The 21,618-nt window shown below is 49.3% G+C and carries 31 protein-coding genes; 30 read left to right on the forward strand and 1 reads right to left on the reverse strand.

The window, feature by feature from the left end:
- Positions 1–2: 2 nt before the first annotated feature.
- Positions 3–1,202 (reverse strand): amidohydrolase family protein, encoded by a 1,200-nt coding sequence (locus tag RE469_00535; GenBank protein WMT44704.1) that lies wholly within the window; start codon positions 1,200–1,202, stop codon positions 3–5.
- 270 nt (positions 1,203–1,472) lie between these two features.
- Between RE469_00535 and RE469_00540 the strand changes: the two genes are divergently transcribed.
- The 30 genes from RE469_00540 to RE469_00685 all read left to right on the forward strand — a co-directional run bounded on the left by RE469_00540 (position 1,473) and on the right by RE469_00685 (position 21,564).
- The gene (locus RE469_00540) at positions 1,473–1,631 is read left to right on the forward strand and encodes a hypothetical protein (GenBank protein WMT44705.1); all 159 of its coding nucleotides are present in this window, start codon (positions 1,473–1,475) and stop codon (positions 1,629–1,631) included.
- Positions 1,632–1,803: 172 nt separating this feature from the next.
- Entirely contained in the window at positions 1,804–2,775 is a 972-nt protein-coding gene (locus RE469_00545; GenBank protein WMT44706.1) for a helix-turn-helix domain-containing protein, read from the forward strand.
- Complete coding sequence (locus RE469_00550) at positions 2,772–3,032, forward strand: hypothetical protein (protein WMT44707.1); 261 nt, start codon at positions 2,772–2,774, stop codon at positions 3,030–3,032. Before RE469_00545 ends, RE469_00550 begins: the two co-directional genes overlap by 4 nt.
- Positions 3,029–3,472 (forward strand): hypothetical protein, encoded by a 444-nt coding sequence (locus RE469_00555; GenBank protein ID WMT44708.1) that lies wholly within the window; start codon positions 3,029–3,031, stop codon positions 3,470–3,472. The genes RE469_00550 and RE469_00555 overlap by 4 nt, the downstream gene beginning before the upstream one ends.
- Positions 3,469–3,912, forward strand: coding sequence for a hypothetical protein (locus RE469_00560; GenBank protein WMT44709.1), 444 nt, complete (start codon positions 3,469–3,471; stop codon positions 3,910–3,912). Before RE469_00555 ends, RE469_00560 begins: the two co-directional genes overlap by 4 nt.
- Entirely contained in the window at positions 3,909–4,754 is an 846-nt protein-coding gene (locus RE469_00565; GenBank protein ID WMT44710.1) for a hypothetical protein, read from the forward strand. Before RE469_00560 ends, RE469_00565 begins: the two co-directional genes overlap by 4 nt.
- Positions 4,742–5,020: a hypothetical protein gene (locus tag RE469_00570; GenBank protein ID WMT44711.1), complete on the forward strand. Its 279-nt coding sequence runs from the start codon at positions 4,742–4,744 to the stop codon at positions 5,018–5,020. Before RE469_00565 ends, RE469_00570 begins: the two co-directional genes overlap by 13 nt.
- Entirely contained in the window at positions 5,017–5,799 is a 783-nt protein-coding gene (locus RE469_00575; protein WMT44712.1) for a DUF5131 family protein, read from the forward strand. Before RE469_00570 ends, RE469_00575 begins: the two co-directional genes overlap by 4 nt.
- The gene (locus RE469_00580) at positions 5,800–6,132 is read left to right on the forward strand and encodes a hypothetical protein (protein ID WMT44713.1); all 333 of its coding nucleotides are present in this window, start codon (positions 5,800–5,802) and stop codon (positions 6,130–6,132) included.
- Positions 6,129–6,320: a hypothetical protein gene (locus RE469_00585; GenBank protein ID WMT44714.1), complete on the forward strand. Its 192-nt coding sequence runs from the start codon at positions 6,129–6,131 to the stop codon at positions 6,318–6,320. The genes RE469_00580 and RE469_00585 overlap by 4 nt, the downstream gene beginning before the upstream one ends.
- Positions 6,317–6,544, forward strand: coding sequence for a hypothetical protein (locus RE469_00590; protein ID WMT44715.1), 228 nt, complete (start codon positions 6,317–6,319; stop codon positions 6,542–6,544). The genes RE469_00585 and RE469_00590 overlap by 4 nt, the downstream gene beginning before the upstream one ends.
- Positions 6,541–7,074, forward strand: a complete 534-nt coding sequence (locus RE469_00595) for a hypothetical protein (protein ID WMT44716.1) — start codon at positions 6,541–6,543, stop codon at positions 7,072–7,074. Before RE469_00590 ends, RE469_00595 begins: the two co-directional genes overlap by 4 nt.
- Entirely contained in the window at positions 7,071–7,286 is a 216-nt protein-coding gene (locus tag RE469_00600) for a hypothetical protein (protein WMT44717.1), read from the forward strand. Before RE469_00595 ends, RE469_00600 begins: the two co-directional genes overlap by 4 nt.
- Positions 7,283–7,609, forward strand: coding sequence for a hypothetical protein (locus RE469_00605; GenBank protein WMT44718.1), 327 nt, complete (start codon positions 7,283–7,285; stop codon positions 7,607–7,609). The genes RE469_00600 and RE469_00605 overlap by 4 nt, the downstream gene beginning before the upstream one ends.
- Before the next feature lies 1 nt (position 7,610).
- Entirely contained in the window at positions 7,611–7,829 is a 219-nt protein-coding gene (locus RE469_00610) for a hypothetical protein (GenBank protein WMT44719.1), read from the forward strand.
- Positions 7,826–8,050: a hypothetical protein gene (locus RE469_00615; GenBank protein WMT44720.1), complete on the forward strand. Its 225-nt coding sequence runs from the start codon at positions 7,826–7,828 to the stop codon at positions 8,048–8,050. The genes RE469_00610 and RE469_00615 overlap by 4 nt, the downstream gene beginning before the upstream one ends.
- Before the next feature lie 43 nt (positions 8,051–8,093).
- Positions 8,094–8,321: a hypothetical protein gene (locus tag RE469_00620; protein WMT44721.1), complete on the forward strand. Its 228-nt coding sequence runs from the start codon at positions 8,094–8,096 to the stop codon at positions 8,319–8,321.
- A gap of 155 nt (positions 8,322–8,476) precedes the next feature.
- Positions 8,477–9,646, forward strand: coding sequence for a hypothetical protein (locus tag RE469_00625; protein ID WMT44722.1), 1,170 nt, complete (start codon positions 8,477–8,479; stop codon positions 9,644–9,646).
- A gap of 8 nt (positions 9,647–9,654) precedes the next feature.
- A complete protein-coding gene (locus RE469_00630) occupies positions 9,655–10,014 on the forward strand; it encodes a hypothetical protein (protein ID WMT44723.1) in 360 nt (119 codons plus the stop codon).
- A 45-nt stretch (positions 10,015–10,059) separates the two neighbouring features.
- A complete protein-coding gene (locus RE469_00635; protein WMT44724.1) occupies positions 10,060–10,311 on the forward strand; it encodes a hypothetical protein in 252 nt (83 codons plus the stop codon).
- Positions 10,311–10,526 (forward strand): hypothetical protein, encoded by a 216-nt coding sequence (locus RE469_00640; protein ID WMT44725.1) that lies wholly within the window; start codon positions 10,311–10,313, stop codon positions 10,524–10,526. Before RE469_00635 ends, RE469_00640 begins: the two co-directional genes overlap by 1 nt.
- A gap of 172 nt (positions 10,527–10,698) precedes the next feature.
- Positions 10,699–10,956: a hypothetical protein gene (locus RE469_00645; protein ID WMT44726.1), complete on the forward strand. Its 258-nt coding sequence runs from the start codon at positions 10,699–10,701 to the stop codon at positions 10,954–10,956.
- A gap of 263 nt (positions 10,957–11,219) precedes the next feature.
- Positions 11,220–16,895, forward strand: coding sequence for a hypothetical protein (locus tag RE469_00650; GenBank protein WMT44727.1), 5,676 nt, complete (start codon positions 11,220–11,222; stop codon positions 16,893–16,895).
- Entirely contained in the window at positions 16,879–17,457 is a 579-nt protein-coding gene (locus tag RE469_00655; GenBank protein ID WMT44728.1) for a hypothetical protein, read from the forward strand. The genes RE469_00650 and RE469_00655 overlap by 17 nt, the downstream gene beginning before the upstream one ends.
- Complete coding sequence (locus RE469_00660) at positions 17,450–18,661, forward strand: hypothetical protein (protein WMT44729.1); 1,212 nt, start codon at positions 17,450–17,452, stop codon at positions 18,659–18,661. Before RE469_00655 ends, RE469_00660 begins: the two co-directional genes overlap by 8 nt.
- Positions 18,662–18,860: 199 nt before the next feature.
- Positions 18,861–19,064, forward strand: a complete 204-nt coding sequence (locus tag RE469_00665) for a hypothetical protein (protein ID WMT44730.1) — start codon at positions 18,861–18,863, stop codon at positions 19,062–19,064.
- A complete protein-coding gene (locus RE469_00670) occupies positions 19,052–19,441 on the forward strand; it encodes a hypothetical protein (GenBank protein ID WMT44731.1) in 390 nt (129 codons plus the stop codon). Before RE469_00665 ends, RE469_00670 begins: the two co-directional genes overlap by 13 nt.
- Positions 19,428–20,339 carry a hypothetical protein gene (locus tag RE469_00675; protein WMT44732.1) on the forward strand — a complete coding sequence of 304 codons (912 nt, stop codon included), beginning with the start codon at positions 19,428–19,430 and terminating at the stop codon, positions 20,337–20,339. Before RE469_00670 ends, RE469_00675 begins: the two co-directional genes overlap by 14 nt.
- Positions 20,312–20,980 carry a recombinase family protein gene (locus RE469_00680; GenBank protein ID WMT44733.1) on the forward strand — a complete coding sequence of 223 codons (669 nt, stop codon included), beginning with the start codon at positions 20,312–20,314 and terminating at the stop codon, positions 20,978–20,980. Before RE469_00675 ends, RE469_00680 begins: the two co-directional genes overlap by 28 nt.
- A gap of 287 nt (positions 20,981–21,267) precedes the next feature.
- Positions 21,268–21,564, forward strand: coding sequence for a hypothetical protein (locus RE469_00685; protein WMT44734.1), 297 nt, complete (start codon positions 21,268–21,270; stop codon positions 21,562–21,564).
- The last annotated feature ends 54 nt before the right edge of the window (positions 21,565–21,618 follow it).

Consider the following 21,618-nt stretch of genomic DNA (forward strand, 5'->3'; position numbering starts at 1 on the left):
TCTCAATTTATCTCAACCCCCCTGTGGAAAACATGTTTCACTCTGCTGAGATCTTTGATGTCTTCAACTGGATTCCCATCAATGGACACAATATTGGCAGGGAATCCTTTCATTATTCTCCCCTGTTTAAGCCCTATTCTGCTGACGTTTCCTGTTGAAGTCCTGAGGGCCTCTTCATTTGTCAGGCCACATATCTCGGTCATCAGAATCATTTCCATCCAGTTCTTGCCAATATCTATTTCCTTACCTGTGATAAACCCAAGATCCGTGCCGCAGAGAATGTTGACTCCAAGTCTCATTGCTTCCGGGACAACCTTTGCAATCCCCTCCCTGACTTCCTTTATCTTCTCCATGCCCCATTCATTGATTCCAAGTTCCCTTCCATGCCTCACGATAAGTTCCTGTATTGCAAGAGTTGGTGTCATGGACACTCCCTTCCTGGCCATGAGCTTCAGAGTGTCACTTCCAACAAGAGTTCCATGCTCCAGTGTCCTTACTCCTCCCTCAACTGCATTTCTTGCGCCTCTGTCGCCGTGTGCGTGGGCAGCCACATAAGTTCCAGCCTTTTCAGCTTCCCTGACAATACTCCTTATCTCCTCGACAGTGAACTGCTCATGATCCGGCCTATCCCTCTGAGACAGTACTCCACCTGTGGAAAATATCTTGATGAAGTCAGATCCAGTTCTGAGGACGTTTCTAGTGGACTTTATGCACTCATCCACGCCGTCGCATATTTCAGCTAGCCCCATCTGTTCACTCAGATCAACCGGTGTAACGTGGGAGAATTCCCCATGGCCGAATGTCTGACTCAGAGGAGTTCCGGCTGCAGATATGTCCGGGCCAGTAATTATCCCCCTATTTACCGCATTCCTCAGATATATTGAATTGCCTTCGCCACAGTCTCGCACAGATGTGAAGCCGGATTTGAGAAGTTTTGCAAGCCATGGTACAGTTCGAAGAAGCCTGTCTCTTCCATCCACCGTGAAGTACTCCATTACAAGATTTCCTGATTCGGCACCGCTCAGGTGGATGTGGGCGTCTGTCATGCCGGGCATTATGAAAGAATCGCCCAGATCAACGAGCTTGTCTCCTCTCAGGCTTGTCCCAGTCTCCACTATTATACCGTTTTCAACAACAATTTCATTGTCCTGCAACAGTTTTTCCCCGTCGAAAATATATTTTCCCCTGACAACCTGTCTCATGCAAACTTGAATTTCTTATCATTATTGAACGTTTTTATGCATGGAACTCTTTCTGGGGACCCATTCATCTAATCTCCACTGGCTAATCAATGCAGGCTTACGCGACAAAAGCATCAATAATATTATTCATTTATTAATATATTCCAAACTTTCATTCGTGAATATTTAAGCAAGCCCTTAAAACGGTAATGCTTGTATATGAGCCTATGGAATTTTATAAGCGCCCCGAACGGGTAGCGATGCATATGCTCCGAATATGGAGGGAACCGTATGCAGTTGCAGGCAGACTCAGTATTCGGTGAGCTTTCACGGAAGTACGGCGAGGCAAGGGCAGAGGAGCTGCTGAAGTTCTGGAGGGACAACAGGCTGGATCCTCCCTCTTCAAGCTCGGATGTAGAGGACTTTTTCTTCCAGGAGGTATCGTCATGAGTTTCCGGGAATTAATGCAACACCCCCTGAGCTCACGGGTCGGAATTAATGCAACACCAACAGCGGAATTGGTCGAGCACGGTTCCGGCTCATTTTTTTTATCGCCCATTAATGCAACACCCCGTGAGAATAAATGCAACACCATTAATGCAACACCTGTGAGGTGGACGCCATGAGGCCCTTCACACCATCCGCGAGGCATGAGGCCATTATCGAGGGGCTCTCACAGGGTCAGTCAATCAGAAAAATAGCGGCCTCGCTTGACCTTAATCCATCTACCATTATGAGAGATATAGCCCAGATGGCGAAAAGGGGATATATTGTAAAGCAGCTTCGCTCTAATCAGGTTCTCTATTCAATTCTGCCAATGGGCATGGAATTAATGCAACACCCCCTGAGGGAAAACCTCACGGGGGGGTCCATTAATGCAACACCCCGTGAGAGTGACATGAAGATCCGCCTTCATCGCCTCCAGATCAAGTTCGACCTGGTGAGTCCCATAAAGGACCCATCGGTGATAAAGTTCCAGGACTTCCCAAGCAAGATCATACCGCTCGAGCACTGGTCCAAGAACATCATCCAGTTTGAGGACTTTACGGCAATCATCAGCACGAAATCGCTGATAATAACCGGGGTCCAGCGCTACCTGAAGGCCTCCGATAACATAGAGGCCCAGGAATCAGACATAATGTCCGAGATAATCCCATTCGCTGAACAGGTGGAATCGAAAATCAGGAGGATCCACAGTTCATTCAGGTTAAAACGTCTGGACAGAGGCGTTCTATCCGGCAAAATAATATCACGTGAATTCGCTTATGAGCATCATCCCATAGCGGAGAAGGCCAAAACAATGAGGATAGATGCACAGGACGGAAAGCCAAGGATAATAGTGGACCAGTCTAAGGGATTTCCCGAGCTGGAAACGGTCCACAGGGACACAGCATCCGAAGATATGGAAATGCTCACCAGGAACACTGAGGTCCTTGCAGCAGCAGACCTCACGCAGGCCCTTAAGGCGATCAGGGAGTCAGCCCCAATTATCCTGGAGCAGTCCAAGCTATTTGCCACCACCCAGGACCAGATCTCTCAGCTGGCCTCCTCTCTGCAGCAGGTCATCGGAATCCTTGGAGGGATGGTAAGATGAGCAGGAAATGCGAGATGTGCCACAACCTCCTGCATTTTCCGCCTCCCTGGGAACCTGTCCCAGTAACTTCAAAGGTCACAGTGGAGACCCCGGAAGGAACGAAATCATGGAGGATAGACGATATATGCGCTGCTGCAGTTGAGGAATTCATCCTTGAGTTTATGGATGACGTCAGGACAGGATTTAAGGACCAGGACGAGGCATATAGCCTTGACAGGAAAGTGTACCTTCAGAGGAAGCTGGAGGTAAAGCCATGAGCTCCCTTCTGATAATGAGCTGCTCAAAGACCAAGAAGCACCTGGACAATGTTCCGGCCATAGAACTGTACGATGGCCAGGCCTACAGGATAATAAGGAAAAATTCCGCTGAGAACCTTGAAATCCTGATAATATCCGCAAAGTATGGCCTTCTCAGGTCCACAGACATCATATCATATTATGACCAGGCAATGACAGTGTCCCGGGCCGCCGGTATGAGGAAAGAAGTCTCTGCAGGCATAATGAATATTGTCTCCGGGGAAAACTTCAGGAGGATATTCATCAGCCTGGGATTTCCATACAACCTTGCAGTTTCAGAAGAACTCATGGGTTTCCTCGATGAAAATTTCCACCTGCAGGTAGCCCATGGGCCCATAGGGAAGAGGCTGCATCAGCTGAAGGAATGGCTTGGATCCCTGAAACAGGAGGCCCTGAAATGAACGAAATCAAGTTCTCATATGCCTGGGATAAGCTACGTGACCCGGTGTTTACCACGATTAGAACGTGGAACAAGGAGAAAGAGGACTACTATCGCAGCCTGATATGGCAGAAATTTCAGGTATGGAAAGTAGGTGTGGCATACCCATTCAGGCCTGAATACGTAATCTGCCATGCCTATCTGCTTGACGTGAAAGCTATAAATCCCAATGTTTTGGACACAACGGTCATCGAAAAGGATGTGCTGCTCAATGGGTCTGTGCAGCAGGACTGGATCAAACGCATCTTGAAATATGAAAAGGCTTTATTGCTTGCTTTCTCAAAGGAGGATCCATCTCTGCCTCTCCAGGCTGAAACACAAAAATTCTTTGAGATCCTCTCAGAGTATCATCTGAAAGAACCAGGCCAGCGTACATTAGAAGATATGGAAGTGGTGAAATGAACAAGGAGATAAAAGAAAAGGTTGAGGCAAGAAGAGAGGAACTGAAAGCGGAATCTGAAAGGCTGAGGAAAGAGGCCAAGGAAAAGCATGTCTGTGCCAACTGTGGCAAGCCACTGCCACCGGGAAGGAGAACGTACTGCTCTGACGGGTGCAGCGAGATGTTTTTCAGGGTATTTGACTACAGCCCCAATTCACAGGTGCTGAAAGATTACGCCAGAGACCTGAAGCGTGAGTATGCAGCGGAGCATCCGAAACCCGAAAGGGAGCCTTGGTCACAGCCTGTGGCAAAGAAAATTTACCCGTGCGATTTCTGTGGAACCCGCATAGAGAAAGGTGAGAAATATGACAAATATATCAGGCTGCCGGGGTATGATGAATGGTTCGATGATGCCCCATACGAGGCTATGAGATACCACATAAACTGCCAGAAGTTCATAAGTGTGCTGTCAGATGCGAACCTCTGGAATGATGAGGATGGTTACAGCAATGACGAGGTGTTTGCGCTGCTGGCTGCCATAGCCATTGAGTCAGGCGACACCTACGAGAATGTAGTGAATAACATAAAGGCAGGAAAATTCCCCAATGCCAAGCTTCTTGAGACCATAGGTGATGGTTACGAATACTTTGAGCCGGTAATTCACTCATCATCGGATAATTCTGAATGCAGGCATGTCTATTCTGTCCATTATGAGTCATTCGACAGGCCAATGCTGAGGATACATGTCACATACGGCGATGTTGAGGATCCCGAAGCATACTTCTCTGACCACTACCGGAAAGTCAATGGCCCTGAGTTCAAAAGAATCCTGTCAGTCAGGGGGGTGAAAGTTTGCCTGCCGTAAGAGGGCCCCGCGAGATGAGTATGCACATTGAGATATTAGATGATGGCAGGATAGAGATTTACCTGTCGGACAAGTGGCTGAAAGAGGGCGCCAGAGAGGAACTAAAAGGGAAAACATTTCTGGATTTCTTTCCCACAGCCAATGAACCGGGCTCTTTCTGGAACCTCATGACCAATGGGGCTGACGCATCCACTTTCCCCATTGTGGTACTCACAGATGATGAGTACAATGAGCGGTTCTCTGATGATGAGGAGGAACCGGAATGAACAAGACAGGGATAAGCTGGACTGATCTGACATGGAACCCGGTAAGCGGGTGCTCAAAGGTGAGTCCGGGCTGCCAGAATTGCTATGCCGAGGCGTGGTCGCACAGGTGGGGCAGGCCATTCGATGTTACATTGCATCCTGAGAAGCTCAAAGAAGTTAAGAGAATCCCATCAGGGAGCAAGGTATTCGTCAATTCTATGTCGGATCTGTTCCATGAGAGGGTGCCTTATACGTTTATATGGGGTGTAATGAAAGCAATTGAGAGCCGCCCTGATGTCATTTTCCAGATTCTTACGAAGCGCCCAGAGAGGATTGCGGAATACTTCTACAGTATGAGTACCCATCCTAAATTTGGCAATGGTGGCGACCATGAGGTCTACGTGATCCCGCCCAATGTCTGGCTTGGCGTCAGTGTTGAAATGAGTTTGTATTACGCTGAGAGGGTTGCAGAGCTTCTTGAACTTGGGACTCAGGGAATACATGCGGGCAAATTCTTCGTTTCTTTTGAGCCTCTCCTTGGGGATATTGGTCCTATAAAATTCAGCAATGGCTTCGATAAGGTTGACTGGATCATCATCGGGGGAGAGTCAGGCCCTCATCACCGTCCCATGCAAATTGAATGGGCACGCAACATCGTCAGGCAGGCAAAGGATCAGGGCGTTGCCGTATGGATGAAGCAGCTTGGTGGCATAAGGCCCGGTGGCGAACTTGAGGACTTCCCAGAGGACCTGAGGATAAGGGAATTTCCGGCAATTGCCAGTAAGGAGAGTGAGGAGTAAATGGAGAACGAGAGAGAAATAGAGGAAAAAGTGAATTGCAAGTTATGTGGAGAGGAAATAGACAGTCCAGTTGTTGATACGCGTCTGATACCAATGCTCAATATGACATTGTTTCATTTTACCAGGCATCATGTAAAGGAGATACGTGAGTTCCTGAAGACAAAGACGCTGGCCGATATCCTCGGCACTGATGAAGGCAGCCTGTATCCCATCTATTTAGAGTTTTATCCGGATGGTGATCTGATCACGGCCTCCTTGGAGATTGAAGATCTACTGTACAAATTTGTGGTATCAAACATTTCCGTCCGTTCAACTCTGGAGGCATCAGAATGAACACTAAACGCCTGAAGAACTGGCTTCGTGCAGCCTTAGCATTGCAGCAGATATGCGAGATCGACGGATGCACAAGGAAAGCTGAATACAGCTTCACGAGGTGGCATGGCCTCCATATAGTGGTATGCAGGGAGCATCTTCCTCGTGCCTTCGAACTGGATGCAATGGACGAGGAGGAACAGAAATGAATGGATATCTTAAGTTTGATCTGATTGAGCGAAAGCCAAAAACAGCGGTCTATCTCGTAAGATCATCTTTCAATGGCGAAGCACTGGGAAGGATATCATGGCATGGGGCCTGGAGGCGTTACGGCTTCTATCCCATTGATGATACTGTCTTTGATTCAGCGTGCCTTGGAGAAGTTAAGGAATTCATAGATGGGCTGATGAAGGAGCGGGAGGAACAGAAATGACCCCAAAGGGATCAGCTGCAGAAGGTATCCTGCTAAAGATGCTTCTCCAGAATGGAATAGAGGCAGAGCATGGATCCCCGTCAAGTCCAGGTGACATAGTGGTTCCACCGAATGTGATCATTGAGATAAAGGATACAAAGTCAGGGTCGTTCAGCTTCAAGCAAGCACATAAAGCCGGCCAACTAATGTCAAGGAGTGAAAGGCAGTGGAATGCCCTGAATGAAAAGAAGGAGAGGTTTCCATGGCTTGAGATCTTCTATGTTGTCAGGTTCCACAGGAAGGAGTGGAGATATTTCCATTTTCCCGACGAACCAAGTCCACTCAGGCTCAAGGAAGGCGGAGAAATAGGTGCACTTCTTCATCTGATTCTGGAAAGACAATCCCATCTTATGGATATCATGAGACCAGAACTGCCACAGGCAGAGGTAATCGAAAGCAATGGCAGGGCAACTATGAACCCCCCAGAAAATGGAAGGGCTAAAACGAATTCTAAACGAACGCAGAATAAATTACAGAAGGTGAAGAATTGATAAAAAAAGCAATAAGACGGCTATGGGAACCAAACCCTGAATTTGGAGTGTATTGTGGCTTCTTTGGGATAGTTTACACGGCTGCTGCCGGGCTCACATCCTATTTTGACCCCACAAATGGTGGCATCCCATGGCTGTGCTTAGCGGCACTCATCACCCTGGGGCTGGCGGTACATCATATGGAACTGCTCAAAGGGGAGGCGAAACAATGAGACTGGAGGAAATAATACCGACTGAACCAAAGAAAAAGAGAGAATATGATCACGCAGTCCAATGCCTGGAAGAGGCGAAGAAATCGGGCCGCAGGTTTATCCATATCAGCATGGTAGCCGGCTTGGTGCAAAGAGGGTATATTGCAGTGCACAGGGGGCATATCGACGCCCCCTCTGAATACGTGTACATCTGGTATAATGGAGTGGAAATATACATAAGGGCCGACGAGGACCCGGTCCTCTTTGCTTTTCCACTTGAGGCGGTCTCGGAGTTTGGCGACTGTGACGGAAGCAATCCCAGCATCACATGGAGGCGTGCATGACATGAAAGACGACATAACAATAAAATTCACAAAGGACGAGCTCCCATATCTTCTGGAAGGTGCATATCTCAGCTACAGGGAATATAAGGACTCACAGGATAGGTGGCCATATCCGCCGCCTGAGGTAGCCCAGGGGTGCAGCGATCAGGCGTACAAACTGTACATGAAGATAAGGAAGGTCTATGATGGTGAGAGAAAGAATGAAGGGGTGAAACCATGACGGAAGAACACTCAGATATCAGAATTAAGATAGTTGCAGCTCTTACTATTATTCTATTGACAATTGGAGTGATTGTTGACATTATCCTATTGAAACTGGAACCTGAATGCACTGGAATTCTAATCTTATTGTTGAGTCTTTTTTTAATGTATGACGTAGTTTATGCTTTAATAACACATTATGAAGAAATACTCTGGAATAAAGATGGGAAGGTGAGGTGAAATCGAGATCGGAAATCCTCCTAAATCTGTCCTGACGGTAACAGTGCAGATTTTCCTTGATGAGATTGATTTCCAGTTAATCGAGATATTCAGGAGAATGCCATCCAAGGGTCTGAAGGCTCACCAGATAAGAAGCATACTTGAGTATGAGGGAATTCCTCTCGGATATGGGCAGGTCAGATACAGGCTGCAGCATCTCTCCTTTATCGGCGTTGTCAGGAGAGAGAAAGGCAGCCATTTTGACCGTTATTATTTTCATGAGAATGAGTGATGATACAGATGCAGATCATCCTACGCAGATGATCTGCACATTATGATTGTTCATAATTTTCCGCATATTTACATACCAAGGAAAACCGGATCTGACGATGCCTTTCCGTCAGATGCGAAAGCGATGCAGTTCCGCTTTTCCGGAGGAAAAACAGAATGAAATACAGAAGCGTAGGAGCAATAGTGCTGTTCCTCATCCTGGCTATCTTCATGGTGGCTTCCATGGGATACGTATTTTCTGCCCAGGATCAGAGTGCAGCTAACACGGGAGGCCTGAATACAGCTTCGGGCTATAGCGTGGCGAATGAGATAAGTGCGGCATGGATACTTCAGAACCACACGTACTATGCCATGACAATAGTGGCGGACAAGGCCACCGGACAGGTAACCCTCACGGCACCCCTCGGAGTCAAAGGGTCAGTCATATACATACAGACAGACAATTCTTCGCAGTCTGCATGGAAATTACTGAACCAGAATGACCTGTACACGTACATGCAGATAGGATCCTCGAACCTTAAGGGGACCATAACTGCGGCATACATGTACTTCGGGTCCCCGGTCAATGACACGGGAACCACAGCGGTGGCGGATAAGGGAATCACCGGATACACAGTGAATACCACAATGTACTCGTCATCTGTGAACCAGCTCGGCAAGGCGGTGCAGATCCCGGCAGATGACATGCTGTTCTCGCTCCCCTCATCGACACCGCAGTATATGATACAGGTGAACGGCACAGTCGCAAACACCAGCCTTGCGGAATCCTTCACGGTGACACAGTACTGGCAGTACACAGCACACTACCCCCTTGTGACTGAGATCTTCCTCATAGCATTCGTGTTTGATGGCATACTTGGATACCTGTTCTACAGGGCGCTCCCTGAGCACTACGGGCCGGAAGAGGACCGTGTCGTCAGGTGGCAGTCAAAGAAGGAGGCAAGGACCACATACGAAGGCATAGCGCTCCTGGGAATCACACTGATATTCCTTGGATACGCCGGAGAATTCACCCCCATATTCGGATGGGCCTCAGCCATAGCATTCCTGTCAGGATTTGCCCTCTTCACAAACCTGCTGACAGCTGACACGCACTCACACACATACGGCAGGGCAATACTGGTAGGTTTCCTCGGGGGAGCAGCCCTTGTGGTGGTCCAGCTCTTCGTGGCATTCGGTTCGGCAGAGTATGACGCCCTGATATCGGGATACTTTGTAGCGGCACTCCAGGCATTCGTCTACATAGGAATAATGCTGGTTGTCTCCTACTTCGGCATCCTGAACACAAAGCGTGTGCACCTGAGGGAGAGGGGATCAGCGGAGTAAGATAGGCCATGGCAGAAGACACAGTCAGCGATGCAGAGGATGTTGAACAGACCGCATCGGCGGGCACCGACGAGGTACTCCTCCTGGTGTTCCTCGCCCTTGGCCTGGTCTTCATCCTTGCATTCGTCTTTGACTACAAACAGCTGGCCAATCTCGGTGTGGGTGAGATATCCTCCTTCCTGACGCCTGTGCAGGACCTCTTCAACAGCATCGGCAACCTGATAACAGGGCTCTTCAACGGCCTTGCAAAGGATGTATCATCAGGCATCTACGTCATCATGATAACGATGCACATCGATCCGTCCAGGGGGACAGCACTCATCCGCATAGCAGCCGTAAGGCTGCACATAATCCCGGCGGTGGTCTGAACGGTACTCGCAGATGCACCGCCAAAAACTTCAGCCGCCTCCGATGTGGAGGCTGGCGCCATTTCTTATCTCACAGTCATGCTGCTGGTAGGGATACTGGCATTCGTCTTTGACGGGCACCAGGTTGCCGCAGTGTTCGGCAATCTGTACCAGTCATTTCTTTCGGTCCCGCTTGGATTTCTCCACGGGATCTATAACTTATTGCTCTCGCTTGTGCAGTCCGTCTGGAACTACATAGCAGGCGGAGCAGCCAATATTGGAAATACAATCTACAGGAACACGGTGGGGAGGCTCTGATGCGTATCACGCTCTTCCTTGTGGCCCTCCTCATGCTTGTGTACCTCATGGCCTCATTCTTTGGGTCAGGATACATCGGCATCGTATATGCGACTGCCCTGGGAGCATCAGCCACGGGGAGGATATCATTCCAGGGTGCATATGACATGGGTGTGGCTGTATATGCAGCCATCATGATTGCAGCCTTCGGGCTTTCATTCAGGAGCGGGAAATGAACAGAAGGGACGAGGAGGAACAGAAGGAGGAGGCAGACCGGAGGAAATTCCTCATGGGATTTCAGGCCTTCGCCAGGTACATAACAGGAAGGTCGAGATAATGACAAAAATTAATATGCACACTGAGAGTAGACGGAGCATAATCGCTCCGCCGGGAGAGGAGGTGAAATGAATGGATGGGTATGATGAGGAAATACAGAGGGACATGCAAAATATAAAAGATGCCTCATTAAGAAGGCGTCTGGCATGGGTCATTGCAACGAGTTCACTCATGGCGATCTTGGAATATGCAATGATTATGATAGTTTATCCAGTGCAGGGAGACTTCTACCTGTTCTTGGTAGGCATAGGTTCAACAATTTTCGGCATAGTTCTTCTATCAGGAATTCCAGAGAAAATTGATAAAATAAGGTGGGAGGAGAATCAATGAATCGTCGTTTTATTACTGTACTAATTGCACTCCTCTTTTTTAGTTCTGTTTTTGGGATGATCTCATATATTCCATCCCATACAGCCCCCGATAGTACTGGGCATGTTGTATCTGATCTTTCACCGTTGGGAGTGACAGGAGGAACTTCAATTAGTGTAGCATACTGGACGAATGGTGCAGTATCTAACTCTGGAACAACCACAGTCAATCTACCAGTGAATGAGAATAGCAGTGCAAATGGATATTCTTATTCAGCAGGTGCTGTGGGACAAAGTACTCCTTGGTCATTTTCAAGTGGAACTGCAACTCTCGACATAACAACATCTTCCTTCTATTTCTATTCGGGTTCAACCATAACCTTTAATGTTGTATTTCCAGCAATGGTAGATTCTTCTGGAAACTATGTGGCCGGTACACTCGGTGCCACCCTTGGAACTTCGACTGGAACTGTCGTAGGCACATTTTCTCACGATTACGACTACGCTGGAACATCAGATGCGTATGTTGAAGCGTCTATGTCATTTGGAATTACCTTCTATTTTGCTGGCTCTCTTACTCTTGATATGACTCTTACATCACCTTCTATTGATACAGCAAATAGTCTTCAAGAAGGGTCAACCCACACGTTGTCATCTGCTTCAACACAGATGGTTTCCTCTGAACCATCTGAAGGAGCGACCCCATTCGCTGTTGGATGGACATACGGTTCCGCAACTTCTTCTTTCATAATACCTCAATATGAGTCATCATATGATCTCGTAACTGAGAATTCAGCAAATTCTCCATTGACGGTGGCATATAATTCAAACTCCCAAACTGTTCCTTACACATTCACAGGCTCTCTTACACAAAATTCTATTACGTTTACTCCCCAGTCAGATCCGCCATCAGGTGCGACAGGAGAAGCAGCACCTTCATGGTCAGTTCAGTATTATCTTGGTTCACAGTATCAGGTCTCGTCAGCGTCTGTAACCCAGACCGCCAGTCCATCTTATAATTACACTCAAGTAAGTGGGACAACCAATCAGGCTAACGCATCCTTCTCTTTCAGCGGAACTACTCCATCAACAGCGGTATTCATCCCTTATGAATCAAGCCAGAACTCCCTTAAAACAGACAGCACCAGCATCACATTCACGCCGACCTTCACCGTCAGCAATCCCTACTACACGTATGCACAGAATCAGTTGGTTCCCTCTTTGTCAGGTGCATCATCGGGTTCATTCACACCGTCGTCAGGAACAGCATCCCCTTCATTCACTGGGGATTCGGCAACATACACATCCTCTGCCTCACCGAGCTGGACTGTCTCCCTTAACCTCTATGGGAATGTTGCCCCATCCGTTACAGCACCCACACTGGCATTCCAGGGCTCCGGATCAGAGGTATCCGCAACATTCACCATATCACAGCCCGATTTCTCCGGAGAGCTCCAGGATGCCGTGATCAACTGGGGAGGCAGAGCCACATCATCCTATGACAACCTGGTTCCGGGCACATACACCTTTTACTACAACTATACCGGCACATACCAGGGGTCATTCTCCCAGACATATTCCCCCTATGTTGTTGTGACAAACGTCCCCAGTCCGGATACAAATGATCTGTCCGGGCTCATCACAACAGGCCCATCCGCTTCATACACATTCGGTTTCTCCCTCCAGGCTACACCTTATGCCTCCGTCCTCCAGAGGGGCCAGTACATATGGCTGAACGTGACAGGCTCCAATGTTGTGCCCACAGCGGCATCCATCGTGGTCAATGGCCAGCCTTCCCAGCCTGTGCCCCTGTATTCGCAGACCGGATCAACATACAGTTACCGCTTCACCTCCCCGCTGTTCGGAATCCAGGTGATCACTGCGATCTGGACAATCGATCCATCAGGCCTAACCGACACCGCCACATACGAGTATGCCACAGCCCTCGTCCCCCCATATCTCGGAACCTATGTTTCAGCCCTTTACAGCAACACGGCAACCCATTCATATCAAATAACGTTATCCGGCGTCCCTTCTGGAACAGGGTTTTATCAACAATTGCTTACAATAAATGACCCTTCAAGTTACGGAATCAACACGGCAGGCTCAAACGTGCAATTCACCGCACAAAATGGTTCATTACTATACGCATGGGAACAGTCCATAAATAGCAGTGCTTTACAGGTCTGGGTCAAGAACTACTATGGCAATTCTGTAATTGATATGCAGGTTCTGCCTTCATTTGAAAACTTACTTTCCGCATCTGGGTATCTCGGTAATTCAAATCCATCAACAGATAATGGAAGATATGTTTTCTATGGATATGGAAATTTCAATAACACTTTATATCAACAAGGCTGGACTTATGATAATATACAAGGTCAGTACGGATTAAACATAAGTCGAACAAATGTAGTATTTAACGGAACAATACCAGATAATATATTAGTTGTATATGGATGGTATTTAAGCAATGCTGCAGCAGAATATTATGGCATATACAGCGATCCAAATGTTGCTTATTATGTACAAGCGTATGGTACAAGTGATTCATACACTATTCCAAGTGGATATGGACAAGCAATAATTGAGATTGGTGGTTATCCAGTGCAATCATCCTATGGAAGCCTTACCTCTGGTGCGTTTAATGGATACAATTCTACTTTTGGTTTTACAGGTATGAACGCTTATGAGTGGGGGTATTTTGACTATTCTAATGGTTATAAAATGTATGCTTCGAGTACAGGATTTAATTACAATGATAACGCAGTACCACTTATAACAAATACAACTCCATTACAACATAATTCTACAATGGATAGGTTTGTCATTGGAAGTAATTTTGATTCTGAATCTGGAAGAGTTGCAGACTTAAAATATGTTATTCTTATTGAAACACCTCCATCAATGCCCACCTTCACCATCGGCACAGGAAGCATATTTCAGGCGAATGCCACACAGACCTCCAAGATCTTCTACAACGGAGTGAGCAATTACGCCTCCAATCCACTCCTCCAGGTCTACACATACGATATCTATGATTCCTTCTCCTCCAATTATATCACCATCCTGGCAAATCCGAACTGGACCTTCGTATCAGATTCCGGCTATGCGCTCCCCTATGATGCGGCCAGCAGCGAGCTCACATTCTTCAACGTATCGGGTGCAGGCCAGCTTCAGGCTCAATTTCTGCAGCCTTCACAGGAGATAGGGCAGCCCTCCTTTGTTTCCCTCTCCGGATCACTGGACGGAAATTCCGTTTCCCTGTACTCTGGCTTTTCCTTCCAGGTATCATACACGCCCTTTGATTCCACCGCAGTGGAATATGCCAACTCCTCATCTCCGGAGTTCCAGCTGCCATTCGGGTCCACTGCTTCCATCAGCATCCTGGACCAGTGGGGCCAGATCGTGGGATCCTATTCAGGCCTCGTAATTGACCAGTCAACCATAGCCCTCACCATACCCATGAGCGTTTCCCTGGTGTATCCGCAATTTGAGAACATGTATCCGTCAGGCGTGAACATCACGGCGGATGGCCATACCGTATTCATCGGCGCATACCTTTCCTTCTATATCGCCAATGACACATCATTCATCTGGACAGTCAGCACCTATGATTCATCAGTGGGCCATGACGTTAACCTGTCAGGGACCAACACTACAAACGGCCCGTCATATACCCTGATAATAAGGGGCCCTCAGGCCATAGCATCTGAAATCATATATGTGGATTCATACGCAGGATCACAGACAGGCCCTCTGCAGTCAGCACCCCCTGACAATGTGTCCCTGGCGGTGAACGGCGTCCCGGAGACCATAGGGGATACTTTCTACGGTTACGTGGGAGAGCGGCTGGATGTGCAGGTCTATGATGTCACCGGCCAGCTCCTGTACTCAGGCACCGCATACATGAACAGCACAGGCAACTCCTTCACGGCAAAGATCTCTGATCCCTCCTATACGCTGTCGCTGAAAAATGATGAGCAGGCGAAACCAGGTACGGCAGCTGCCACTGAGATCATCAATGTCACCTCTCTGTCAACAGGCCAGAGCTACATCTTCCCCAACACCATTGGAACAGAGGCATCCCTCTATCTTGCTGCTGGTAACTACACTGTATATGCACATGATAATCTCACGGCGAAACTCAACATCACCCTCTCCTCTGATCAGTCATACGTGATGTTCGGGCAGGAGCTCCTCACATCCCAGCAGTTCGACAACCTGACATCGCAGATCTACAATGACACGTCCCATTTCGTCATCATCCCCTATTCCGTGTCGGTCAATATTCCCGTCAATGCCACAGAGAATTTCCTCTTCTCCCTTGAGACTGCATCCGGGGCCCAGTTCACGTCATCCCAGATCTCCTCATTGATATCCAATACAACGGTCAGGATCGGGAATTCTTCCGTTCCCGTCACGCTCATAAATGACTATCCCTACCTGGAGGCCTCATTCCGATCCCCATCCCTTTCAGGATCCTATACGCTCTTCATCCAGGGATATCTCTTCTCGGGATCCTCCGTAATCTCAGGAGAATACTCACTGCAGTTCTCAGCCGAAACATCACCGGTGACATCCAGCGGAATGCATCTCTATATCGACGGATCAGGGGCCCAGTATGAAATGCAGTCCTACACATATGACTTCATACTCACCTACGACAATGGATCCTCACTGTCCAGGAATGCAACCCTTTCAGCTCTCTCCAATATGACAGCATATGTTTCAGGCCCCCATGGAATTGTGCAGCATCTCTCCCCGTACTATGAGGACCCCGGGGTGCTCGCTGCAGCTTTTGACGTGAACCAGACAGGCAACAACTTCTCCATATTCGCCTCCACGCATCTCGATGATCCCACCCTGATTGATGCCTCCTATTCCCTGCCGTTCTCGGTGCTCATCCCGGCCAATTCCATCATCACGGTTCCGGAGGACACCCCGTCCCAGGTGTTGGCCAATACGACGACATCCTATGTCCTTGCCATGGAGTACCCCAACGGAACCAGGATAACAGGAACAGCCCTGTCAACAGTGGCAGCATCCCTGTCCGCATCCCTCAGGAATTCCGCATCCTACTCCGTGTCGATCCAGTCCTCCGCCTCATATGTGTATGTGAACTTCACCATTCCCCTGGCAGGATCCTACACACTCACCCTGACGGGATCTCCTGCCATTTCCGGCATTGTCTATCAGCTCGTCTATTCCTCTCAGATAACAGTATCACCACCACAGTCAGTCAGCCATGGGATCTCAGTGCAGATCACGGTGCCCGGGACAATCCAGGTGAGAAATGTGACAGATGCCACCATATCTTTCCTGGTATCCTCCGGATCCTCTGTTTTCGTTCCTGATCAGGGCCAGACAATATCCATAATGGCCAACACCTCCGTTTACATCATGGACGGATCCTCACAGTATTCCAGGGTGAGCTCAGTGTATCAGTCACCGGGGACCCTGTATGTCATCCTGAACATCTCCTCCCCCGGGTCCTATTACATCCTTGTGGATGTCCACAATACAACAGTCTCATCAGCGAATGTCTCTGCTGTCGCCAGGTCACAGGCCTTCGTGGCATCCACAAGCAATCCCGCAAACCCCACCACAGGATGGGACCAGTTCCGCAACATTGTGACAGGCCTTTATGCCCAGATACTCTACCTTGTCCTTGCAATAGGCACCGCCATTTTCTACGTATACCGTGCACTGAGGCGCAAGCAGCTCAAGCTCGACGATGAGGAGAACACATCAGGCCTGTTCATGGAGGCAATGACCATGTTCGCCATTCCGATCTTCAATTTATTCAAGAAGCCGGTGCCTCCGGAGCTGCAGCAGATATATGATGCAATTCCGGCAAGGAGGAGGAACAAAATATACGCCATGATAACAAGCAGGCGGAGGGCCCTGATGCCAAAACCCCTCATGATAGGAAGGAAGAAAAATGAAAAGAAGCAGTAGCATAGGAATAGCCATCGTACTGATTGCCATGATGCCGTTTCTCGCAGCCGGCATATCAACCGCATCCCCGGGGGGACTGCCGGCAGGAATGAGTGCCCAGATAATGGGGTATTATGCACCCTATGATCTGTATGTGACGGCCCCCTCAGGCCAGAGCTCCCCCATGATTGCACCGTTCCAGCTGAACCTGACCAGCGTTGGCACCACCTCTGTCACCGTCAATGCCTCCGGTGCCGTGATATATGCCGGGACATTCACCAATCATACAGTCATCTATGATAACACCACATATGCAGGCAATGTGAATCTCACAGTGACAATGGTATCGTCCCAGGGTACGGCCGTGATAACATGGAAGCTGGACTTCATGTCCCCTGTCACATACATTTCCTACGTTAAGGCCAAGGTGCCGGTCTCCGTGGGTGTGCCCTATTATATGCTGGGCACATTCGGGGTGCTGGGTGTTTTCCTGACCATCATATTCATGCGGATCTGGACCCCGGGAATGAGGTACCGTGTAAAGAGCAAGTGGATCTCTGCAGGAGGTGTCCGCCATGTCTGACGGCTATGCGGAAGGCCCTGAACAGGACAGTCCGATACCGGGAAAGAGGCAGCCGTTCCGGAAGCTCTTCCGGAGGGGCGGAAAAACATACGTGGAGCCTGATGCGAGCCTCATCCAGACCACCGTTGTGGAGAAGGGGGGATGGATGCGTGATTTCAGGAAATTCATCGAACGAAACCAGATACATTACATCGTATTCTTCACCCTGGTCCTCATCCTGACCTATGTGGCAGCCAGCCGGTATTATCCCGGATATACAGAGGTCATAACGGGCATAGTGGCCACGTCCATAATAGTGAGTGCAGCTGCATCATATTCCCAGGCAGTAGCTGATGACCGCCATCACCGGGAATGGATCCATGGTGCACAGTTTGAGTTCGACGAAATCGACCTGGGCCAGGAGATGGACAATCTGAACCTGAGCAGGAAGGTGCTCCAGGTCCGCATGACCAGGGTTTTCCTCTACGAGATCAGAGATTACATGAGGACAGAGGAAAGCGCCCTGAGGATCCAGCTGGAGAATGACCATGTGTTCGATGGCCTCACCAAGATCCATGAGGTAACAAGCGTTGACGACACCGGGAGGATCTTCATAGGCGACAGGGACGGCATCCCCTCGGGAGTTGTGCTGCAGATGGGCATGCCGTCCGCAGACTACGTGGCGGAAAGAATAAAGAAGGCCCGGAAGGACATCGAGAAGAACGGCAACTCATATGATGACATTCAGGGATTCATACGCCTACACACAGCATGGGGAAAGGTATGGGACAAGATGATGAAATACCAGAAGGAGAAGCACCTTCACATCATAGATGTGGACGGATCCCCGGAATGGGCAAAAAAGTATTTCCTTGCCCTTGAGAAGGCATCCCTCCCATACTGGAGTGACCGCCCGGAGAAGGGGGAGGTTGGCATGTCCTTCTTCCACTCTATGCCGCCTGAGGCCCGGCTCCCCATCATGCTGCGCCTGAAGCGTGACTATGATGAGATCAAGCATGAGAAGGTGCAGATGGCCATACAGAGGCAGTCCGACCTCCTTGACAACCGTGTTTTCGCCATTCTGGAGGTCCTGAAGATGCTGGGCATAATGGACGAGGAGATCGAGAAGATCCTGGCACAGAAGAAGATCTCCCTCACGTCTGTGGAGGACAGGGAGATCATGCTGAAAATAGAGGAGGCGAAGAAAGCTGCCGGAGAACAGTGACCACAAAGAAGAAGCAGTCAGTGCCGATGCAATCCATGAATTCCGGAGGCAGCTCGAGGATTACTTCCTTGATCTGGGATTCTCCAGGGAGCAGATCACAATCCTCTTCACGCAGCAGTCCTTCGAGGCCACATGGTTCCTGAACCGCCTGCAGCTCTACGACACCAGGAAGAACTATACAGTCAGGGAGATCAGCCAGATGATGGCCCGGGATCCAAAATACCGGAACCTCAGTCCTGATACCATAATGGAGGTGGCTGATGCCCTGATTGCACCACTGAAACAGGGTTTCATCCGCCTCATCGCACAGGACTTGGCGCCTGCCGCCAAATCATCACTGAAGGCCTCTGACAGGCTGCACTTCTCCACCAATCCAAGGAGGCGCATGTTTTGGCCGAAGTAGAGCTGCCATTTCCGGATCTGGACAAGCAGATCAAATACACACTCTACATGAACATCATGAATGACATGCGCATTCCCTCCAGGGACCCGGACCACATGGAAAGGACCCTGAGGGACATCATACTTTTCGATGCACGTATCAGGGCCGAGCGTGGATCACCCCAGGACATGGACCGGTATATAGAGAGGATGGAGAAGCTGTCAGACCGATTGAATGATCTTGATCCGGATTCCAGCGATTATTCGCAGAAGGTATTCGCGGTGATGCATGACATGATAATAGAGATAAATTTCCTTGTGGAGGCCCTGAACACATTCGGAACACCGGCCAAGAAGAGGCAGATGCCTGTGGAGGGGATACCGTATGAGAAGATCTGATTATTATGTGCTTCCAAGGTTCATGGATCTCCAGAGGGACGGAGAGCAGGGCCATAACGCCCTTCTGATGGGGATGCCCGGAGCGGGAAAGACCACACTCCTCCAGTATCTGGCAATCCTGGCGGCAAAGGGAAAAGACATTTTCGGCGACAGCAGGGAGAAGCAGGCGGGAATCTGGAGAGCAAGAAGGCATGACAAGTACCTGGAGTTCTTCTCCCTTGGAATAGGCCGCCTGATGTTGCCCGCAGGCTCAAACTACGATATTCTCAAGGTGAGGGGCACAGATAGGCAGATCATCACCCTGGATGACCTCGAATCCGAGGGCATAGATTACGACACATATGCATCCGCTGCAGAGATAGTAGAGAAGCTGGAACCCGGAAAGATACTGGCCATACTGTACCCGGGGAACACATTAGAGGAGACGGCATTCTATGCCGAACTCTTCAGGGCTCTTGTCAACAGGAAGACAGACGAATGGGTTCATCTCAGCATCGATGAGGCTGGAGATCTTCTCCCTCCCTACACCGGGGATTCCTGGAAGATACAGAAGGACTTTGTGGATGCCACAGCAGATTTTCGTAAGCGTCTCATTAACAGCGAATTCGGCTGCCACTGGCATACGGATCTGGATCCACGACTGTGGGGAAAATTGCCATACCACATATACAAGATGGGCGCAAAACGGATGAAGGGCGAGACCCCAAGGCTGAAGCAGGAGACGATCAACAATACAGGCGTTGGCGAGGGCTGGATAACGTACGGGGCATTCTTTGACAAGTTCTTATATCCGCCAATGCAAGCCAGTGCGGCACTTGGTTATTCATTGCAGACCATATCGAGGTCCATGCAGGTGGAGGTGGAGGATTCATGGGGACAGAAAAAGAAGAAAAAGTAGGCCCAGTGTATGCCCTCTATGCCAGGGTCTCCCACGATGACCGGATCCAGGATCCCGAAGTGCAGCTGATGCCAATGAGGGAGTATCTCCGGGCCCGGGGTTACAGATGGATGGAGTATGTGGATAAGCAGACAGGCCGAACCATCGACAGGCCAGGATACCGGCAGGCAATGGACGATATCGAGAAATGGGATACATTTGCTGTTCTTTTTGCTGACAGGCTGACACGTGAAGGCCCGGAAAGAGGAAAGAAGGAAGTCAGGAGGATGCTTGAGAATGGAAAGGGTTTCCTCATCCTGAGTGCGGCCATAGAGATTCGTGGAAGAATGACCGCAACAACGGAGCTCATCCTGGACGTTCTATTCGCCCTGGCAGCATTCGAATCCAACATCATCTCAGAAAGGACCAGGGCCGGAATGGAACGCAAGAGGAGGGAAATAGAGGAGAAGGGACACACCACGTCCAAGAGGTCAGGCCAGATCATATCATCCCTTGGAAGACAGTCATCCGTATCCGTCTCGATTGACCAGATCCTCAAACTCAGGGATGAAGGCATGTCACTGGCAGAGATTGCAGCTGAGCTGGGAAGTAAGAAATCGACAATCCACAGCATCCTGAAGCGGCATTTCGGTTCTCAATAGATCAATTAGGGTTTCTATTTTTTTAAAAAAACACGGGAAACCGTCCGAAGCCGCCCGCATCTCGGACGAACCGCCCTGTCGGATGATACACAGAACCTTTGTACTGCGCTTTCCACAATCAATCGGCATCATCACGGATTTCCCCCGGGAGATGACCCCCTCCCTGCCGGAGCTTTCCTTTTTTAGAAATTTATGAAATTAATTATGTTATGGGGTGGGGGGGAGTAGTTTTCAGCATTCCTGAACGCTGGTGGGAAGGCTAAAATACAGCTTCATCATGGCAAATCATGACCGAGTGGAGAACAGTAAGGAGGAACGGCAGGAAGGTCAGGATCCCCGTCACCACAGCAGGCAACGGGCACCTGAATATACAGAAGTCCATAAAGCACCCTGGAAGGGTCCGGGAGTACGTGAGGAGGGAATACGGCGATGAGGCCTTCACGGAGCGCGGCACCATAAAGCCAGAATACCTGGAGAAGGCAAAGGAGAGGGCAGAGGCCCAGCACAACAGGTCTCTCGTGGATGCAATAGATCTGGCCATGCGGCTGAACGCATTGAGACAGCATAATGTCCAAAGTCAGTAATAGCCAAGAACATTATGATGCCATCCGGGAGAGATCCACGGGGCTTTTCTTTTC

Source organism: Cuniculiplasma divulgatum (genome assembly GCA_031200235.1).
Classification (GTDB): Archaea; Thermoplasmatota; Thermoplasmata; order Thermoplasmatales; family Thermoplasmataceae; genus UBA509.

What these genes read in the sequence shown, in the direction of transcription:
- RE469_00615 (WMT44720.1), top strand. Translation starts at nt 7,826, where the DNA reads ATGACGGAAGAACACTCAGATATCAGAATTAAGATAGTTGCAGCTCTT.
- RE469_00645 (WMT44726.1), top strand. Translation starts at nt 10,699, where the DNA reads ATGGATGGGTATGATGAGGAAATACAGAGGGACATGCAAAATATAAAA.
- RE469_00610 (WMT44719.1), top strand. Translation starts at nt 7,611, where the DNA reads ATGAAAGACGACATAACAATAAAATTCACAAAGGACGAGCTCCCATAT.
- RE469_00540 (WMT44705.1), top strand. Translation starts at nt 1,473, where the DNA reads ATGCAGTTGCAGGCAGACTCAGTATTCGGTGAGCTTTCACGGAAGTAC.
- RE469_00630 (WMT44723.1), top strand. Translation starts at nt 9,655, where the DNA reads ATGGCAGAAGACACAGTCAGCGATGCAGAGGATGTTGAACAGACCGCA.
- RE469_00560 (WMT44709.1), top strand. Translation starts at nt 3,469, where the DNA reads ATGAACGAAATCAAGTTCTCATATGCCTGGGATAAGCTACGTGACCCG.
- RE469_00625 (WMT44722.1), top strand. Translation starts at nt 8,477, where the DNA reads ATGAAATACAGAAGCGTAGGAGCAATAGTGCTGTTCCTCATCCTGGCT.
- RE469_00595 (WMT44716.1), top strand. Translation starts at nt 6,541, where the DNA reads ATGACCCCAAAGGGATCAGCTGCAGAAGGTATCCTGCTAAAGATGCTT.
- RE469_00545 (WMT44706.1), top strand. Translation starts at nt 1,804, where the DNA reads ATGAGGCCCTTCACACCATCCGCGAGGCATGAGGCCATTATCGAGGGG.
- RE469_00665 (WMT44730.1), top strand. Translation starts at nt 18,861, where the DNA reads ATGATGGCCCGGGATCCAAAATACCGGAACCTCAGTCCTGATACCATA.
- RE469_00585 (WMT44714.1), top strand. Translation starts at nt 6,129, where the DNA reads ATGAACACTAAACGCCTGAAGAACTGGCTTCGTGCAGCCTTAGCATTG.
- RE469_00580 (WMT44713.1), top strand. Translation starts at nt 5,800, where the DNA reads ATGGAGAACGAGAGAGAAATAGAGGAAAAAGTGAATTGCAAGTTATGT.
- RE469_00590 (WMT44715.1), top strand. Translation starts at nt 6,317, where the DNA reads ATGAATGGATATCTTAAGTTTGATCTGATTGAGCGAAAGCCAAAAACA.
- RE469_00680 (WMT44733.1), top strand. Translation starts at nt 20,312, where the DNA reads ATGGGGACAGAAAAAGAAGAAAAAGTAGGCCCAGTGTATGCCCTCTAT.
- RE469_00555 (WMT44708.1), top strand. Translation starts at nt 3,029, where the DNA reads ATGAGCTCCCTTCTGATAATGAGCTGCTCAAAGACCAAGAAGCACCTG.
- RE469_00640 (WMT44725.1), top strand. Translation starts at nt 10,311, where the DNA reads ATGCGTATCACGCTCTTCCTTGTGGCCCTCCTCATGCTTGTGTACCTC.
- RE469_00685 (WMT44734.1), top strand. Translation starts at nt 21,268, where the DNA reads ATGACCGAGTGGAGAACAGTAAGGAGGAACGGCAGGAAGGTCAGGATC.
- RE469_00535 (WMT44704.1), bottom strand. Translation starts at nt 1,202, where the DNA reads ATGAGACAGGTTGTCAGGGGAAAATATATTTTCGACGGGGAAAAACTG.
- RE469_00675 (WMT44732.1), top strand. Translation starts at nt 19,428, where the DNA reads ATGAGAAGATCTGATTATTATGTGCTTCCAAGGTTCATGGATCTCCAG.
- RE469_00575 (WMT44712.1), top strand. Translation starts at nt 5,017, where the DNA reads ATGAACAAGACAGGGATAAGCTGGACTGATCTGACATGGAACCCGGTA.
- RE469_00655 (WMT44728.1), top strand. Translation starts at nt 16,879, where the DNA reads ATGAAAAGAAGCAGTAGCATAGGAATAGCCATCGTACTGATTGCCATG.
- RE469_00660 (WMT44729.1), top strand. Translation starts at nt 17,450, where the DNA reads ATGTCTGACGGCTATGCGGAAGGCCCTGAACAGGACAGTCCGATACCG.
- RE469_00550 (WMT44707.1), top strand. Translation starts at nt 2,772, where the DNA reads ATGAGCAGGAAATGCGAGATGTGCCACAACCTCCTGCATTTTCCGCCT.
- RE469_00605 (WMT44718.1), top strand. Translation starts at nt 7,283, where the DNA reads ATGAGACTGGAGGAAATAATACCGACTGAACCAAAGAAAAAGAGAGAA.
- RE469_00565 (WMT44710.1), top strand. Translation starts at nt 3,909, where the DNA reads ATGAACAAGGAGATAAAAGAAAAGGTTGAGGCAAGAAGAGAGGAACTG.